Annotated in this window: 15 protein-coding genes; 12 read left to right on the top strand and 3 right to left on the bottom strand. The window is 50.1% G+C overall.

Going from position 1 to position 16,025, the window contains the following annotated elements; translation table 11 throughout:
* Window positions 1-222: 222 nt before the first annotated feature.
* A complete protein-coding gene (locus tag ABD836_RS06310; protein ID WP_344933542.1) occupies window positions 223-1,128 on the bottom strand; it encodes a LysR family transcriptional regulator in 906 nt (301 codons plus the stop codon).
* Window positions 1,129-1,323: 195 nt separating this feature from the next.
* Here ABD836_RS06310 and ABD836_RS06305 point away from each other — a divergent pair, with 195 nt between their 5' ends.
* Both ABD836_RS06305 and oadA read left to right on the top strand, forming a co-directional pair.
* Window positions 1,324-2,739 (top strand): acetyl-CoA carboxylase biotin carboxylase subunit, encoded by a 1,416-nt coding sequence (locus tag ABD836_RS06305; RefSeq protein ID WP_344933540.1) that lies wholly within the window; start codon window positions 1,324-1,326, stop codon window positions 2,737-2,739.
* Between the two features lie 19 nt (window positions 2,740-2,758).
* Window positions 2,759-4,573, top strand: coding sequence for a sodium-extruding oxaloacetate decarboxylase subunit alpha (gene oadA / locus ABD836_RS06300; protein WP_344933538.1), 1,815 nt, complete (start codon window positions 2,759-2,761; stop codon window positions 4,571-4,573).
* 81 nt (window positions 4,574-4,654) lie between these two features.
* On the opposite strand, the gene roxC is transcribed toward oadA, so the two are convergent.
* Complete coding sequence (gene roxC, locus ABD836_RS06295; RefSeq protein WP_344933536.1) at window positions 4,655-7,135, bottom strand: putative rubber dioxygenase RoxC; 2,481 nt, start codon at window positions 7,133-7,135, stop codon at window positions 4,655-4,657.
* Window positions 7,136-7,347: 212 nt separating this feature from the next.
* Here roxC and ABD836_RS06290 point away from each other — a divergent pair, with 212 nt between their 5' ends.
* Both ABD836_RS06290 and ABD836_RS06285 read left to right on the top strand, forming a co-directional pair.
* Window positions 7,348-8,004: a TetR/AcrR family transcriptional regulator gene (locus ABD836_RS06290; RefSeq protein ID WP_344933535.1), complete on the top strand. Its 657-nt coding sequence runs from the start codon at window positions 7,348-7,350 to the stop codon at window positions 8,002-8,004.
* Window positions 8,005-8,151: 147 nt separating this feature from the next.
* Window positions 8,152-9,816 carry a vWA domain-containing protein gene (locus ABD836_RS06285; RefSeq protein ID WP_344933533.1) on the top strand — a complete coding sequence of 555 codons (1,665 nt, stop codon included), beginning with the start codon at window positions 8,152-8,154 and terminating at the stop codon, window positions 9,814-9,816.
* 331 nt (window positions 9,817-10,147) lie between these two features.
* Here ABD836_RS06285 and ABD836_RS06280 read toward each other — a convergent pair whose 3' ends face one another.
* Entirely contained in the window at window positions 10,148-10,426 is a 279-nt protein-coding gene (locus tag ABD836_RS06280) for a peptidylprolyl isomerase (protein WP_344933531.1), read from the bottom strand.
* A 244-nt stretch (window positions 10,427-10,670) separates the two neighbouring features.
* On the opposite strand from ABD836_RS06280, the gene ABD836_RS06275 reads away from it, so the two are divergent.
* The 8 genes from ABD836_RS06275 to flhB are packed head-to-tail and all read left to right on the top strand — an operon-like array spanning window position 10,671 to window position 15,964.
* The gene (locus tag ABD836_RS06275; RefSeq protein ID WP_344933530.1) at window positions 10,671-11,141 is read left to right on the top strand and encodes a flagellar basal body-associated FliL family protein; all 471 of its coding nucleotides are present in this window, start codon (window positions 10,671-10,673) and stop codon (window positions 11,139-11,141) included.
* A gap of 10 nt (window positions 11,142-11,151) precedes the next feature.
* A complete protein-coding gene (locus ABD836_RS06270) occupies window positions 11,152-12,099 on the top strand; it encodes a flagellar motor switch protein FliM (RefSeq protein ID WP_344933529.1) in 948 nt (315 codons plus the stop codon).
* Window positions 12,100-12,108: 9 nt separating this feature from the next.
* Window positions 12,109-12,525 carry a flagellar motor switch protein FliN gene (fliN, locus tag ABD836_RS06265; RefSeq protein ID WP_344933525.1) on the top strand — a complete coding sequence of 139 codons (417 nt, stop codon included), beginning with the start codon at window positions 12,109-12,111 and terminating at the stop codon, window positions 12,523-12,525.
* The gene (gene fliO, locus ABD836_RS06260; RefSeq protein WP_344933522.1) at window positions 12,522-13,043 is read left to right on the top strand and encodes a flagellar biosynthetic protein FliO; all 522 of its coding nucleotides are present in this window, start codon (window positions 12,522-12,524) and stop codon (window positions 13,041-13,043) included. Before fliN ends, fliO begins: the two co-directional genes overlap by 4 nt.
* Window positions 13,040-13,786 carry a flagellar type III secretion system pore protein FliP gene (fliP, locus tag ABD836_RS06255; RefSeq protein WP_344933520.1) on the top strand — a complete coding sequence of 249 codons (747 nt, stop codon included), beginning with the start codon at window positions 13,040-13,042 and terminating at the stop codon, window positions 13,784-13,786. The genes fliO and fliP overlap by 4 nt, the downstream gene beginning before the upstream one ends.
* Window positions 13,783-14,052: a flagellar biosynthesis protein FliQ gene (fliQ, locus tag ABD836_RS06250; RefSeq protein WP_344933517.1), complete on the top strand. Its 270-nt coding sequence runs from the start codon at window positions 13,783-13,785 to the stop codon at window positions 14,050-14,052. The genes fliP and fliQ overlap by 4 nt, the downstream gene beginning before the upstream one ends.
* 10 nt (window positions 14,053-14,062) lie before the next feature.
* Entirely contained in the window at window positions 14,063-14,836 is a 774-nt protein-coding gene (fliR, locus tag ABD836_RS06245) for a flagellar biosynthetic protein FliR (RefSeq protein WP_344933588.1), read from the top strand.
* 3 nt (window positions 14,837-14,839) lie between these two features.
* Window positions 14,840-15,964 carry a flagellar biosynthesis protein FlhB gene (gene flhB, locus ABD836_RS06240; protein ID WP_344933514.1) on the top strand — a complete coding sequence of 375 codons (1,125 nt, stop codon included), beginning with the start codon at window positions 14,840-14,842 and terminating at the stop codon, window positions 15,962-15,964.
* Window positions 15,965-16,025: the final 61 nt, after the last annotated feature.

Here is a 16,025-nt window from a genome sequence, read left to right as displayed (position 1 = left end):
TATTCTGAAGTTAAAAGCGACGGGGCTCGTCGTTTCTGCTCATGGAGGCCTGCGTAAGACCGGCACAGTGTCGGCAGCGGCCTAAGAAGTGAGAAGCCTCACCCTAGCGAAGCGTAGGGTGGGGAGAAGTCACATATTCCGGCAGTACGCTGGGCTTGTACACCTTTTTTAATTTGTCATCGGTGATGACAGACGCCATTACTTGGCGCCACGCTTTGATATTTAGGCCGGGCGCTGGTGAAGGTAGTCGTGGAAGGCCTTTGTTAGCGGGTTGAGGTGCTTGCCCTTGGGGTAAACGGTGCACCATGAGCGACGAATGGGAAAGTCGCTTACCCCAAGGATGACTAAGCGGCCTGCGGCGAGGTCTTCTTTGATCAATGCGCTAGGTAACACGGCGAAGTGTTCTCCGCTGGCTAAGGCGGTTTTAATGGCATGGTGACTACCCATTTGGCGTGCGTGTTGGATGACGCAGCCGTGTTGGCGGCAGAATTCTTCAAAAATTTGTCGGGTCCCTGAACCAATTTCACGTATTAATACGGGGAATTCGAGCAGTTCAATTAAGCTTACAGTACTTTGCTGGCGTAGTGGGTGATCTGGATTTGCCGCTACAATCAATTGATGCTCAGCAAAAGGCGCGTAGATCAGGGCGCGGCCATCTGGCACCTGGGTCATGACGGCGAGGTCATCAAGATTGTCGTGGAGGCGTTCGAGCAGGCGCCGGTGATTGACGACATGTAGGCTAATATTAACGTCGGGGTGCTTAGCGCAGAAATGATTGATATAGGCCGGTAGCAGATACTCTGCACTGGATTCAATCGCGATGTTCAGGCTGCCCTGTAATCGGCCATGAAGCTCCGTTAATTCGATTTCAAGGTGCACTAAGCGCTGTTTTAGTTCGCGTGCGGCGCGGAGCATAACTTCACCCGCGCTGGTCAAAAATAACTGTTTGCCGAGATAGTCGAATAAGGCCTGGCCAACGACATCTTCTAAGCTGCGTATCTGTGAGCTTACGGCGGGCTGGGTGAGCGATAGCTGCTGGGCGGCCTTGGAGTAACTGCGGTGCAGGCAAACAGCGAGAAAGACATCTAGCTGGCGCAGGGTAAGACGGCTTAAATAACTCGCGTTCATGTTGATCTCGCTGCAAAGTTTTAACAACTATAAGGAATTACTTATTCTTATCAATACAAATATTAATTTTTTATTTTGCGGCTTTTTCGGTACGGTGGCTGCATGTCATTCTAGGTGTACTGGATTGCAGTGGCTTTTAGTTAGCAGCAAAGCTAGGTTAGGGGGTAATTCTTCCCCATTAGGGAGTGTTCAGCTATGTTGAAAAAAATCCTGATCGCCAACCGTGGTGAGATTGCGGTGCGTATTGTAAGGGCTTGCGCGGAAATGGGCATCCGCTCCGCGGCGATTTATACCGAGCCGGATCGTTTTGCATTGCATGTGAAGCGCGCGGACGAGGCTTACAATATTGGCGCAGACCCTTTAGAGGGCTATTTGAACCCTCGGAAATTGGTGGCTCTTGCAGTTGAAACCGGTTGTGATGGTCTGCATCCGGGCTACGGTTTTCTTTCGGAGAATGCGGAGCTGGCGGATGTGTGCGCCGAGCGCGGCATTACCTTCATTGGTCCGAGCGCTGAAGTCATTCGGCGTATGGGTGATAAGACCGAAGCGCGCAGGGCGATGACTGCTGCTGGTGTTCCGGTAACGCCCGGAACCGACGGCAACCTAGTGGATGTTGAAGAGGCGGTAAGCTTTGCTGCGACTATTGGCTATCCGATTATGCTGAAAGCAACCTCTGGCGGCGGTGGCCGTGGTATTCGCCGCTGTGACAGCGAAGAAGATCTGCGTCGCCAATATGATCGAGTCGTCTCTGAGGCCACTAAAGCCTTTGGTCGCGCTGATGTATTCATGGAGAAGTGCATTGTTAATCCTCGCCATATTGAAGCTCAGATTTTGGCTGACAGCCACGGCAATGTAATCCACTTATTTGAGCGTGACTGTTCAATTCAGCGCCGTAATCAAAAACTCATTGAAATAGCGCCATCGCCGCAATTAACGCCGGAGCAGCGCGCGTATATTGGCGAGATGTCGGTGCGGGCCGCCGAGGCGGTGGGCTATGAAAATGCCGGTACCGTTGAATTTTTGCTGGCCGATAATCAGATCTATTTTATGGAGATGAATACTCGGGTCCAGGTTGAACACACCATTACCGAACAAATCACTGGGGTGGATGTGGTTCGCGAGCAAATTCGTATTGCCTCGGGGTTGCCCTTGGCCTATCGCCAACAGGATATCTCCTTCCGTGGTTATGCACTTGAATTCCGCATAAACGCTGAAGACCCTAAGAATGATTTTTTACCCAGTTTTGGCAAAATCAGCCGTTACTACGCGCCGGGTGGCCCAGGTGTGCGGGTTGATACCGCCATTTACACTGGCTACACCATTCCGCCTTATTTCGATTCAATGTGTTTAAAACTGATTGTTTGGGGCCTGACTTGGGAAGAGGTTTTGAACCGCAGTGCGCGGGCTTTAAACGATATGCGTCTGCAGGGTGTGAAGACGACGGCGTCTTATTACCAGCAAATTCTAAAACACCCTGAATTTCGCGCTGCGAATTTCGATACCAGCTTTGTTGAAAGTCACCCCGAGTTAACGCAGTACTCGGATAAAACCCGCCCCGAAGATATTGCACTGGCTGTGGCCGCCGCAATTGCCGCCCACGCCGGCCTATAACGCTTAAAGGATATTGATCATGAGCCAAGCTAAACCTGTTCTAATCACTGATGTTGCCTTGCGCGATGGCCACCAATCACTCATCGCCACGCGCATGCGCACTGAAGATATGCTGCCCGTTTGCGCCGAGTTAGATGCGATTGGGTTTTGGTCGCTGGAAGTCTGGGGCGGCGCAACCTTTGACGCCTGTGTGCGGTTTTTGAAGGAGGATCCTTGGGAGCGTTTGCGTAAATTGCGTGAAGCCTTGCCCAACACCAAGCTGCAAATGCTGGTACGCGGTCAGAATCTTTTGGGCTACCGCCACTACGCCGATGATGTTGTGGAGGCGTTTATTAAAAAATCAGCTGAAAACGGCATGGATATTTTCCGCGTTTTTGATGCGATGAACGATGTGCGCAATATTGAAACGGCTGTTGGCGCGGTCAAAAAATCAGGTAAACACGCGCAAGGTACAATCTGCTATACCACCAGCCCTGTGCACACAACGGCCAAATTTGTTCAGCAAGCGCGAGACATGGTGAACATGGGCGTGGATTCTATTGCCATAAAAGATATGGCTGGATTGCTCACGCCCAGTGCGACCTCGGAGCTAATAGCGGCACTTAAACAAGAAGTCAGCGTACCGCTGGCGCTGCACTCTCACATGACCTCCGGCTTAGCTGGATTGTGCCAGCTGAAAGCAGTCGAGGCGGGGATCGATATTATCGATACCGCAATGTCGGCATTCGCGAATGGCACCAGCCATCCTGCTACTGAAACCATGGTTGCGGCGCTTAAAGGCACTGACCGCGACAGCGGTTTAGATTTGCCGGCTCTGCAAAGTATTGCGACTCAGTTGTGGGAAGTGCGCAAAAAATACCACCAGTTCGAAAGCGAATTTACCCGCGAAGATGTGGGCGTGCAGATTAACCAAGTGCCTGGCGGCATGATGTCGAATTTGGCGAATCAGCTAAAAGAGCAGGGTGCCTTACACCGCATTGGCGATGTGTTCGCTGAAATCCCTGCGGTGCGTAAAGACCTTGGGTATCCTCCCTTGGTCACGCCGACCTCGCAAATTGTCGGCACTCAAGCGGTAATGAATATTCTTGCTGACAAGCGTTACACCACGATTACCAATGAGGTGAAACGCTATTTGCAAGGCCATTATGGTGCGGCGCCTGCGGCGGTAGATAAAGATCTTCGAGCTCTGGCCATTGGTAGTGAGGATGTGATTGATGTGCGTCCTGCGGACCTAATATCGCCTGAACTAAAAAAACTACGTGAGGATATTGGTGCTTTAGCCAAGTCAGAGGAAGACGTCCTCACCTTTGCAATGTTCCCAGACCTCGGTCGTACATTCTTATCGGAACGCGAAGCTGGCACGCTAGTACCGGAAGTCTTGGAGCCGATTGGTCAGGGCGGATCACGGCCCGTGACTGAGGGCGGTGCGCCGACAGAGTTTGTCATTGACGTACATGGTGAAAGCTATCAAGTTGCGATTACCGGTGTTGGGGTTAAGGGCACTGGTAAGCGTCATATCTACATGACCTTAGATGGCATGCCAGAAGAAGTGGTGTTCGAAGCACTCAACGAATACAAGGCCGAGGGTGGCGGTAGCCGCAGCTCTGCCAGCAAGCCGGGCCATGTTAGTACTAATATGCCGGGCAATATTGTAGAAGTGCTGGTCGCTGTCGGTGATATTGTTAAGTTGGGTCAGGCAGTGCTAGTGACCGAGGCCATGAAAATGGAGGCCGAGGTACAAGCACCGATAGCAGGTAAAGTTGTCGATATCTTTGTGAAGAAAGGTGATCGTGTAACGCCGGGTGAAGTTCTGATCGAAATTGAAGCGGTCTAGCAAGCAAGGCCACTTAGTTTGAGCTAAACCGAAAAGCCCACTCATTCTTTGAGTGGGCTTTTTTAATTTTAGGGGAAGGTGCTAAAGCGTTTTCAGGTACTCGATAATCGCTTTGCGCTCTGCGTCGTTTAGTGCATCGGTAAAGTTGTGACCGCCATTGCCGTTACCCAAAATACGGCTGTCGTAAATAAGCCGTTTATCGAAGGCATCAGGGCTCGGATCAGGAATGCTGATTAATCCTGCCCAGCTCAGTGTGCTATTCAAATAGCTTTGTGCAAGCTGGGTTAAAGATGGCCCTTTGTCGTCTACCGGGTTGCAGTTGCTTAGGGGATTGCCTGGCATATCTGCGCACACTAGCTCGTCGTGTTGCCAGCCAACGGCGTTGTGGTCGTAAGCGGCCATGCTTTGATCAAAGCCCTTCACTGGGCCGTCTTGCTGTATTTTGCGCTGCCAAATTGCAGGTCGTTTGCTGGAGTCTAGCAACTGCGCCAGGGTTGGCACTGAACCATTGTGGAAGTAGGGCGCCGTGGCCCAAATACCGTATAAGGGCGGCGCTTGATAGCCGATGACGTCCTTCTCCCAACCGCACAGGCCTTGGGGGCGGCTCTCAATGGGCAACAAGTCGTCTAGCGCTTCGCTTAGTGGGTCTTTGTTCTCTGGTGCCACCCAACCCTCGACACCGTCGGTGTATCCCCAGTATGTGGTGTCCCAGCCCTTACGCAGTGTGGGGGTGAGCATGTCGGAGCGGGCACGGTCGGTGTTAATGACGTTCAGGGGCGAGATATGTCCGGCCACACCCTCTAAAACCGGCGATTCTAGGAAGTTAATATCGTTGGCAAATCGCGGTGAATATACGCCGTGGCAGGAGGCGCAGGAGCCATTGCCGCCAAGGGGTTTGGGGCTATCGGCATTGGCTTCTTCTGCCCACAAGTCTTTGTTGTGGAATAAAATGGCGCCTTGCTCTGCGAGGCTAGTATTTACCGCGCCGGGGTATTCTGGCGATTCTAGTGATAGGAAATAGGCTTCTAGATCCTGGTCCCACAATTCGATGCGAGTGCGATAGGGCACACCGTCTTGAGAAAATATTTCATTAAGTTCGCCCGGACCCGCAGCCATAATGATTCGTGTGCTGTCATTCGAAATCCCTGCGTCAAAAAACTTGCGAGGGCGCATGCCCATATTCCACCAAGGCGGTGTGTCTTGGGTGTGGGCAAGGGGGTGCGCTACATCCATTACACCCTGAGCGCTGCCCCCGGTTATGGTTTTTAAGGGGTTTGGGTTTACACCTAGGGAGTCGTAATCGAGCAGTGTGATTAAAAACTCAAAGGCGCCTACCGCATTGTTTTGGCCACGTTGTTTGATACCAATATTAAAGACCGCATTTATATCGAGTGGTGGCAGGGCGTCTTCGGCTAGGGCTAGGCCACTAAAAGGCGAGGCGTCTTTGCCCGACATGAGTACATCGTAATTATTATTGCCGGAGCCGATATTGTTCATACCGATGTGCACGCTTTCGCCTTGGCGTGGGTCGCCAACCTGTCCGCCGTGGCAAAGAAAACAGGCTGCGCTGCCGATGGTGCCAGTCCAATTTCCGTTGGCGTCTTTATTTTGGCGCAGGCCTAAAGGCAATTGGCCGGAGCCGCCATTGCTTTGGTTGGGGTCTTCGCCATTGCGTGGGTAGGGGTTGTCAAAGGGCGCGTAATTCATCCCATAGCGTAGGGTATACAGCTCTTCAAAATTATCGGGCCGGGCGTCTAAACCCCATTTCTGCCAAGTATTATCAAATTCTTCGGCTGAGACTTCGCCTACCGGCAATTCGTCGATTAAAAATTGCAGGCCGCGATCACGGCGGCTTCGGTATTCGCCGCAGGTTTTTGCCTGCTGCTCCTCCGCTGGCAGATTGGCGTGGCAATCCTGCCAATAGGCATTAAAAAATACTACCTTACCTTGATTAACGCCAGGCTGAATTAAGCTGCGGGGATCCGGTGGAAGAATGGCGTCGTCACTTTGATTCTCGCAAAATTCTGACCAGCGATGCGCGGCACGTCGACTGCCGAGCAGAGGTAATTCCTCCGGTACGGCGCCACCGCTTTGCAATACGCAGCTCGATGGATTGGCCCAACAGTTTAATAAACTCGTCATTTCTTGGTAGGCGGTGCTGCCGACAGGCCAATTTTTACCGCCGCTGTGGGCTAGAGATTGATCTGAATTCATGGTTAAAAGGCGATTTGTCGCGACACCTTTATCAAGTGCCTGCCATGCCTCAAAGGTGTTGATGTAATCGCTGTTGCTGCTGCTCGCCAGCATAAATAGTTTGCCGTCGTCAGTGTCGGCGATACCGCCGGGAATATGGCAGTTGCGACAGTAATCCATGCGAACTGAAATTCGTTGAGCAAAAAATGCTTCGGTGCTGGCGAATGTATTGTCCTCGCCATTTTCTATCGGTGGTGTATTAACAGCGCCCTGAGGCTCGCCTGAACTGCCCCCGCCACATGCGGCGAGGCCAGCTGTGATGGCGAGTATGAAAGAGAAACGGCGCAGTGGGTCGCGAATAATGCTCATTTTATAATCCTCAAGATCGGTGCTGCCAGCAAGGGTGCTGATCTCGCCTTGGGTATTGCTCTTATTATTTTTAGACTTGTACGCTGAGAACGCCGCTGATATTTAGCCTTGTTATTGATGTGTGGCCAGCGAGCTCAATTTGCATACTAATGCTAGGATGTGTCATTAACATACTTATGTACGTTTTGACTGTCAAGTGATAGTGTTTAGGCATGAATAGTCCACATACATTGCCATCCGAGGCCCGAGCGCCGCAGCAGCTGCGTGGCAAAGCCCGCTTTGAGAAAATTCTCGCGGAGGCCGAACAGGTATTGCTTGCTAAGGGGATTTCCGGCTTTTCCATCCCAGAGCTTGCCGAGCGACTGGCGTATACTCGAACGAGTATTTACCATTTTTTTCCGACTCCCTACGCGGTATTGAATGAGCTGACGCGACGTTATCTGATAAAACTAGAGGAGCATGTCGAGGCGGCTGTGCAGCAATTAGGGGAGCTGACGTGGCAAGAAATGGTGTACAAAATTACTGAGGCGGTTGCCGATTTTCACAATAGTAAGCCGGTGGGGCGAATGTTGATTCTTGGCGCGATGGCCAGTGATGAAAGCAGCAAGGCGCTAGAACTCACCATTGAGCATTTAGGTGGTCAAGTTGAAACTTTAATGGCGGCGGTGAATGTGCTGTTGCCAGCATCCAATCCGAATGCGCGAGCACTGACGGTTGAGCTTGGTACGGCGTGTTTACGTTTGTCTTATCACTTTCATGGTGTCATCACACCCGAGTACCAGCGGGAATCTGCACGCGCCATGATTTCCTATCTGAATAATTTCGCGAGCCCGGAGTCGACTGCACTGGCCAATATACCGTCTCGCTGAAGCGTTATATTGGAATTTACGTATGAGGGCATTTGTGCTTTCATACGATCTGCGCTTCTTCGAGCGCAAAGTATAAATATGTTGCCAATGATGTTGGTATAGCTTGCTAAGGATTGGCAGCAAAATTAGACAATTTGGAGTGTCGTTATGTATTTCCCGAAGATTTTTGTTGCTTCGGTGCTGAGCTTCTCAGTGCTGAGTATGACTGCGTGTTTTGAAAACAGTAGTAAAAGCAATACCCCGTCAGTAGATGCTGCTATAGCCAGTGAAAAAGCGAAAATGGCCTTGTACGGCGATATTGACGCTGAGAAAACCAAAGAGGTTGGAGATAGCCGGCCCTCATTACTTTTAGATGATGAGGAATTGGACTATGCCGGTTTTGGCATGGTGGTTTCGGAATCGGAGATTGCGGAAACCGCCGTTGCGCGCGCGGAATCTGATTCGTCGAATAATCAAAGCGATGTGGTTGACGACAAAGTGTCCTTGGTTACCAATGTATTGGTCGAGGACGGCGCAAGTGTGAATCAGTTGGTAAACCGAAGCATAGAAGGTATTGAGGCCGCCGTTGCGATCGTAGTTTTAGATGTTGAGTATATTTCAGGTGGCCGTAGCAGTGCTGATATCCGTAATGTATTGCTAGCTGAGCTCGGTTCAGACGCGGATATTTCAGTGCTTCCTGTAGGTAGCAACAGCGGAAGAGAGTTCAGGGTGTCCCTTGCTTTTTGGGAAATCGGTCAAAACTTGTACACATGGGTAGGGGTGTACTCGACGAATTTTGCCGATCAGGTCAAAGCGGTTTACGGTGATGTGAATAACGGTACTGCGGTGACATCAATTTCAGCCGTTAACACCTTTGTTTCTGCCAGCCAAACCTTTACGCAGGTAGAAGATCTAAATAATGCGGCGGATATTTTGTGGGTTATTGATAATTCCGGTTCTATGGGGCAGGAGCAAGACAATCTCGGAAATGGAGTAGATCAATTTTTTGACAGTCTTAATAATGCAGGACTTGATTTTCGTTTGGCAGTAACAACGACAGATGGCGGAAATTGTGATGAGTTATTAACCCTGCCAGATGATGCATCGACGAATTTTATCTCGCCGACAACACCGGACGGCAAAAATCAATGGGGTGACGATTACGATGGTATCGCTCGGCCAGGTACATCAGGTAGCGCAACAGAGACAGGTTTCTATTGCGCAGATAAAGTAGATTTGACTGGCTTCGATCGTGAAACGGCACCAAATATCGTGGTTTTCGTCTCGGACGAACCCGAGAATGAGTCTGTAGGTGAGTCTTTACCATCAGGCGTTTACGGTAGTGGATACAGCCCGCGTGATTTCGATACCTATAAACAAATCTTTACTGATAGCGGCGCAACATACTTTTCTATTACAGGACCCTCGAACGTAGTGCGGCCAACCTTCAATGACCCATATCCTAGCTACACGCCAGATTCCACGTGCTCAGGGGAAGGTGGTAGTGCAGATGGTGGCGCGCATTTCAGAGAAATTGCTGCTGTTACGGGCGGGAGCTCATCCTCTATTTGCGCGCCGTCAACTGCGTGGGCAGTGATGTATGACCAGATAATTCAAACAGCGACGGGTTTAGCTAGTAGCTTTAAACTAGATTTTCCGCCCAAACCGGACTCAGTAAGTGTCACTGTAAACGGCGCAGCCGTTACTAGGGATGCAAGTCATAATGATGGATTTGATGTGCTATATGGCAGCGAAGAAGTCTCCATAGTGTTCTATGGGGAGGCTATACCGACGTCTGGTGATAAAATAGTTATTTCCTATGATCATATTTAGTTTTTGGTGTTCTCAATAACAATTAATGGCATGCAGTTTTTGTATGAATAATTGTTGATACGGTTACTTAATAGATTGGCAAATTGCCCTGTACTCAGGAATGAATGCGGGGCTTTTTATTTGTCAGCACTTAGGAGGTGATTTTTAGAAAGGTAGCTATTGTTATCGCGCGATGACAGGGAATTCTGGGGATGCAGTTTAGCAGCTCAAGGAACTCCCAAGTATGCCGTGGCTACTTGGCTAAACAGAAGTTACCTGAGGATAGTGCGAACATACTGTATTGCTCATTGGCGAGATGGGCGCAGAATAACACCCCTCGCCACAGATGCCGTTAGTTGCGGTAAATAGTTTGGATCAAGTGGTAGCCAAACTGGGTTTTGACTGGGCCGTGTACTTCTAAAACGGCTTCTTTAAAAACCACGTCGTCAAAGGGTTTTACCATCTGGCCGGGGCGAAATTCGCCGAGGTCGCCACCCTGTTTGCCCGATGGGCAATCGGAATGCTTTTTCGCCAATTCACCAAAATCTCCGCCTTTCGCGATTTTAGCTTTAAGATCTTTCGCTTCTTGTTCGGTTTTAACTAATATGTGTCGTGCTGAAGCAACTGTCATTAGACTATCTCCTTGATGCATTTCATGAATTATAACAGTAAGTGAGGTGCTAATTGGTGGTCACTGAGTGACACTGGTGGCTAAATTGCGCCTGAATACCGGCAACGGGCTGCCAAAGTTTTGTCATAGGCATTTGTAACTATATTAAGTGTCTGATTTCAAAGTACAATTTTCATTGGCACAAGCCTTGCTTTTGCCTTGATTATAGCTATGTTGTCACTATACGGATTGTTGGAAACAGATTATGAAATCTAAGATTATCTTAATTGTCGGGGTTGTTGTCTTGCTCTTGGCTGCGGTTGGTGGCACTTGGTTCTTTATGAAAAGCTCCGCGCCGGTGCCGATGCCAACGGGCGCCGAAGGTGAAATGATGGCCGCAGCTAGCCCAGCCCTGAAGGCCCCGGAGTATTACAGTTTGTCGCCGTCCTTTGTGGTGAATTTGCAAAACGAGCGTGGAATGCGCTTTTTAATGATTGAGATCGAGTTAATGTCGCGCCGCGACGATACTTTTAACCGCGTTGAACAATACGAACCCCGAATACGAAACGATATATTACTGTTCCTTAGTAAATTGGATCGCGAGGCAATTGCCACGGTAGAGCAGCGTCAGAAAATTCAGGAAGAGGCGATGGCGGTGATTAACGGCGTCTTAATAGCTGAATCTGGTAAAGGCGGCGTTGACGCGGTGTATTTCACCAAATTCGTAGTGCAGTGAGGTTGATGACGTGACCGATGTACTCGATCCGGAAGAACTCGAAGCGCTGATGGCCGGCGAGGAAGAGAACACTGCCGGGAAAGGCAAGTACAACCTTGCTCGCCAAGATTATGCGGTACAGCGCCTTATTCCCGCGCTATCTTTGATTCAGTCGCAATTCGCCGGCGCGACCAGAGATCGAATGCAGGAATTTGTATCGGCCGTGAGTTCAGTACAAACCGATAAAATTTCGGTGATGAAGTTCGAGGAAATGGTCAATACTCTGTCGGCACCCTGCAGTTTATCGGTAGTGCAGGGGTTGCCGATGAGTGCCAGTTTGTATTTGGCGTTTGAGTCCGACTTGGTTTTTCAGTTGGTCGATCGCTATTTTGGTGGCTCTGGAGCAAGTCAGCAGGGTGATCGAGAGGCTTTGTCAGTTTCCGAATTCAGTTTTATGGAAATGCTGAATACCGCCTTGCTTCCCGATATTGCCAGTGCTTGGAAATCAGTCGTTAAAATCCCGCCGACAATTGCCGCCCAATATAATGATCCACGCATGCTCGATAGCATCAGCGAGGCAGACTCCCTTGTAGCGACACGATTTACTGTAACAATCGGTGAGTTTACCGGTGGTCTTTGGTCTATTGTGCCGTGGAGCGCCATTGATGCGGTACGCGACAGTCTGGGAGATCCGGCCAAGAGCAAAGGCAAACCGTCGAGTGATGATTGGCGAGATCGATTGCTGGAGGGACTTGAGTCTGCACCAATTGAATTAGTGGCGGTGTTAGCGCACACCAAGCTTAGCTTGAAAAAAGTCGCGGGGCTTAAGGTTGGAGATATTATCGATTTACCGTCGCCAGATGAATTGATTTTAGAAGTAGACGGCAAACCCTTTATGCGCGGTCGCTTTGGCAGTCATCAAGGCAATTTAGCGGTGAAACTCGAAGGTCCGGTGCCGAAGAAACGGACCCAGCGCTAAGGAGGACGTATGACAGACGACGTCAATGATCAAGAGCCAGCGGCAGCAGCCGCAAGTCAAAACGAGGCGGTAAGCGCCGCAGAGATTAAGGAATTAAATGAACACACTAGCGCGCAGCAAACAAAGCCAGCAGCAGGTAGTAGCACGGGGAGTGGACGCATGAGTAATGATATGAGCCTCGACATGATTATGGATGTCAGCGTTAATGTCGCCGTGGAAGTTGGCCGAACTAAAATGAGTATTCGCGATATTCGCGAGCTTAGCCAGGGCGCCATTATTGAATTAGATCGTGCCGCCGGTACGCCGCTTGATGTGCTGGTGAACGATACACTCGTGGCGCGTGGCGAAATCGTTGTAGTTAAGGATAAATTCGGGATTATGCTTACCGAGGTTGTGGGCCAGGAAGAGCGTGAGCGTCGGGGATGATAGCGTATTTGGCTAAGCGATATTGTGTACTGGCCGGAATTGCTACGGTAGTGGCGTTGCCAGCCTGGAGCGCAGATTTAGCCGAAACCGCTGAACCGCTCGTGGCGGCTAAATCCACTGGTTCAGCGCCTGTACTGCCAGCGTCGACGCCGAGTATGGCAGAACTTGATATAAGTGGTTTACTGGGCAGTTTGCTGTTGGTGGTACTTTGTATTGTCGCGGTAATGTGGTTGCTGCGTAAAAGCCGATTGATCTCTGGGCCGAGTCAGGCCGGTGTCGCTGTTGTTGGTCAAATACCGCTGAGCATGAAAGAAAAACTATTGGTGGTACAAGTCGGCGATGAGAAATTGCTACTTGGTTGTACCTCCGCTGCTATTAATACTTTGCATACTTGGACTTCACCCCAAGACAGCGATACGCCAATTCCTCAAAACTCCCCATTTGCTAAATTATTGGCGCGCATGCCTAAGCAAACTGCTAAAACGACTGCGGGCAGAGAAAGTGGGGTTCAGTCATGAAGGTCCTCCAAAAACTGCTACTACTTGCGGGCTGTTGTCTGCCGATGATCGCAGATGCGGCGCAATTGTCTTTACCCGCTGTAACGGCGGTGCCTGCGGCTGGCGGCGGCCAAGAGTATACGGTGTCGTTGCAATTACTGGCGGTTATGACCGCGCTAACCTTATTGCCGGCCTTACTGCTTGGTATGACGGCATTTACCCGTATTATGATTGTCTTGTCGATACTGCGTCAGGCTTTGGGTACAGGGCAGACGCCATCGAATCAAATCCTATTAAGTCTGTCGCTATTTTTAACCATGTTTATTATGCAGCCGGTGGCAGAAATTGCTTATAACGATGCGATTAAACCTTATATCGCAGAAGAAATGCCTTTTGAACAAGCCATCGAAACAGGCTTTAAACCCTTTCGGGCGTTTATGCTGCGCCAAACCCGTGAAGAGGATATTGCCCGCTTTGCTGAGATCACTGGTCAAGATGCCTTTGATAAGCCAGAAGATGTCCCCTTTGCAATATTGATGGCTTCGTTTTTAACCAGCGAGTTAAAAACCGCCTTCCAAATTGGTTTTTTGTTGTTTATTCCTTTTGTGGTTATCGATCTCGTGGTCGCCAGTGTCTTGATGTCCATGGGTATGATGATGCTATCGCCCATGATGATTTCGCTGCCCTTTAAAATCATGCTGTTTGTGTTAGTGGACGGCTGGAGTTTGGTGATGGGTTCCCTTGCGGCGAGTTTCTATCAATGAATGCCGACACGGTAATCGAACTTGGTCGCCAGGCAATGAATGTCACCGTATTGTTGGCGGCGCCTTTGTTGTTGTCGGCGCTTGCGGCGGGTTTAATGATCGGTATGTTTCAGGCCGCTACTCAGATTCAAGATATGACCTTAAGCTTTATTCCTAAGCTGGTGGTATTAGTGATGGTACTCGGTTTGGCTGGCCCGTGGATGCTTCGGCAATTAATAGACTACACTACTCAGCTGTTTGAAATGATCCCCGGCTTGGTGGGGTGACCCTACTGTGATGGGGCTTACTGCAGATCAGCTCAGCGTTTTGCTGGCTAGTGCTTGGTTGCCGTTTATTCGCGTTGGCGGCGCTATGATGACCGCCCCCCTGTTTAGCGCAGCCTATATCCCAACCCGCTCTCGAATCATGGTTGCGATATTCATCACCGCCGTTCTGTTACCGCTATTGCCAGCGCCACCACCAATGGATTTATTGAGCGTCGAAACCATGTTGGTTATCGCCAATGAGTTTTTTATTGGCCTATGTCTTGGTTTTATTATCCAGCTAGTTTTTGACGCTATTATTTTGGCCGGACAGTTGATTGCGATGGGTATGGGCTTAGGTTTTGCCATGATGGTCGATCCTCAGCGCGGCGTACAAGTACCGGTTTTGTCGCAATTCCTGCTGATTTTCACCATGCTAATTTTTGTGGCGATGAACGGCCATATGGACTTTTTAAGCTTGCTGGCTAGGAGTTTTGAATATTGGCCGGTGGGCGGGCGGGCCTTGTCTGGTGATCAGCTTGGTGTAGTCATAGTGCGTGGAGCCGAATTGTTTACCGGCGCAATAAGAGTGGCGATCCCCGCTGTGGTTGCGCTGTTAGTGGTCCAGCTCGCAATGGGCGTAGTGAGTCGCGCGGCGCCTACATTGAATTTGTTTGCGGTGGGTTTCCCTATTGCGATGCTAATCGGCTTTTTGGTGGTGGATCGTTTGCTGCCGAATTTACTGCCCCTGTTAACCACTGGTCTCGGTTCCGCCTTTGTGGCCGCCGAACAGTTCCTCGGAATGTGAGCCATGGCTGAGAACGAAGACGGTCAAGAACGCACAGAAGACGCATCCGAGAAAAAGCTCGCTGACTCCCGTAAAAAGGGGCAGGTACCGCGTTCTAAAGAACTCACTACTATGATGGTGACTTTGTCCGGCGCCGCTATATTGCTGTTCACCGGTGGCGCGTTGGCAACTGCCCTGCAAAATATTCTGTCCAGTAGTTTGTCGCCTAGCTTTTTAATGAGTGACGAGACTGAAATTGCCAGTCGCCTCTATGAAACTTTGGTTCGCGGCTTACTGACCATTTGGCCGTTGATGCTCATTGCCATTGTTGCGGTGGTGTTTTCCTCAACGATATTGGGCGGCTGGACGTTTAATTTGAGCGTAAAACCCAATCGTATGGACCCAATCAAGGGCGTAGCAAAACTGTTTTCGGTGCGTAGCTTAGGTGAGCTGGGTAAGGCACTTATGAAAATGGCGTTCATCGGTTCAGCGGCGGTATTTTTATTGTCGGGGCTGGCGAATGATATTCTTGGTTTAGGGCTTCAGGAGCCCAAAGAAGCGATTAAAAATAGTGCCTCTTTGCTTGTTTGGTTCTTTTTTATTGTGAGCTTACCTTTGCTTGCAATCGCTGCGATCGATGTACCCTGGCAGTTGTGGAATTACCACAAGGAATTGCGTATGACTCGTCAAGAAGTGCGCGACGAACACAAAGAATCGGATGGGCGTCCAGAGGTAAAAGCCAAGCTGCGCGAAATGCAGCAAGCCGCAGCCAATAGCCGGATGATGGAAAAAGTCCCTACTGCAGACGTTATTATCACTAACCCGACCCATTTCGCCGTGGCCTTGAAATACGATGAGGCACGAATGGCTGCACCGACCTTGCTGGCAAAAGGCGCTGACAATATCGCTGCAAAAATCCGCGAATTGGCCAATGAGCATGATGTCCCCATTGTGGAGTCACCCCGTTTGGCGCGAGCAGTTTTCGCCAGCACCGACCTTGATGCAGAAATTCCCGGTGGTTTGTATTTAGCTGTGGCGCAAATTTTGACCTACGTTTACCAGCTGCGTAGTTGGGAAACTTTGGGTGGAGATTACCCCGAACCACCTGAGCCAGAAGTTGATGATGCGTATTTGAAGGATTTGCTCTGAGTTAATCCCTGAATAAGGCGGAGTGCGGGGGGGATTGGCATCATAAGCCCTGCGCTGAATG

Source organism: Zhongshania borealis (assembly GCF_039539625.1).
In the GTDB taxonomy this organism is placed as follows: domain Bacteria; phylum Pseudomonadota; class Gammaproteobacteria; order Pseudomonadales; family Spongiibacteraceae; genus Spongiibacter; species Spongiibacter borealis.
The sequence above is the reverse complement of the archived record's forward strand: the minus strand, read 5'-3'. Positions and strand labels throughout refer to the sequence as shown.

Excerpts from the sequence above, each read along its gene's own strand:
- ABD836_RS06310 (WP_344933542.1), bottom strand. The coding sequence starts at position 1,128 with ATGAACGCGAGTTATTTAAGCCGTCTTACCCTGCGCCAGCTAGATGTC.
- ABD836_RS06305 (WP_344933540.1), top strand. The coding sequence starts at position 1,324 with ATGTTGAAAAAAATCCTGATCGCCAACCGTGGTGAGATTGCGGTGCGT.
- oadA (WP_344933538.1), top strand. The coding sequence starts at position 2,759 with ATGAGCCAAGCTAAACCTGTTCTAATCACTGATGTTGCCTTGCGCGAT.
- roxC (WP_344933536.1), bottom strand. The coding sequence starts at position 7,135 with ATGAGCATTATTCGCGACCCACTGCGCCGTTTCTCTTTCATACTCGCC.
- ABD836_RS06290 (WP_344933535.1), top strand. The coding sequence starts at position 7,348 with ATGAATAGTCCACATACATTGCCATCCGAGGCCCGAGCGCCGCAGCAG.
- ABD836_RS06285 (WP_344933533.1), top strand. The coding sequence starts at position 8,152 with ATGTATTTCCCGAAGATTTTTGTTGCTTCGGTGCTGAGCTTCTCAGTG.
- ABD836_RS06280 (WP_344933531.1), bottom strand. The coding sequence starts at position 10,426 with ATGACAGTTGCTTCAGCACGACACATATTAGTTAAAACCGAACAAGAA.
- ABD836_RS06275 (WP_344933530.1), top strand. The coding sequence starts at position 10,671 with ATGAAATCTAAGATTATCTTAATTGTCGGGGTTGTTGTCTTGCTCTTG.
- fliN (WP_344933525.1), top strand. The coding sequence starts at position 12,109 with ATGACAGACGACGTCAATGATCAAGAGCCAGCGGCAGCAGCCGCAAGT.
- fliO (WP_344933522.1), top strand. The coding sequence starts at position 12,522 with ATGATAGCGTATTTGGCTAAGCGATATTGTGTACTGGCCGGAATTGCT.
- fliP (WP_344933520.1), top strand. The coding sequence starts at position 13,040 with ATGAAGGTCCTCCAAAAACTGCTACTACTTGCGGGCTGTTGTCTGCCG.
- fliQ (WP_344933517.1), top strand. The coding sequence starts at position 13,783 with ATGAATGCCGACACGGTAATCGAACTTGGTCGCCAGGCAATGAATGTC.
- fliR (WP_344933588.1), top strand. The coding sequence starts at position 14,063 with ATGGGGCTTACTGCAGATCAGCTCAGCGTTTTGCTGGCTAGTGCTTGG.
- flhB (WP_344933514.1), top strand. The coding sequence starts at position 14,840 with ATGGCTGAGAACGAAGACGGTCAAGAACGCACAGAAGACGCATCCGAG.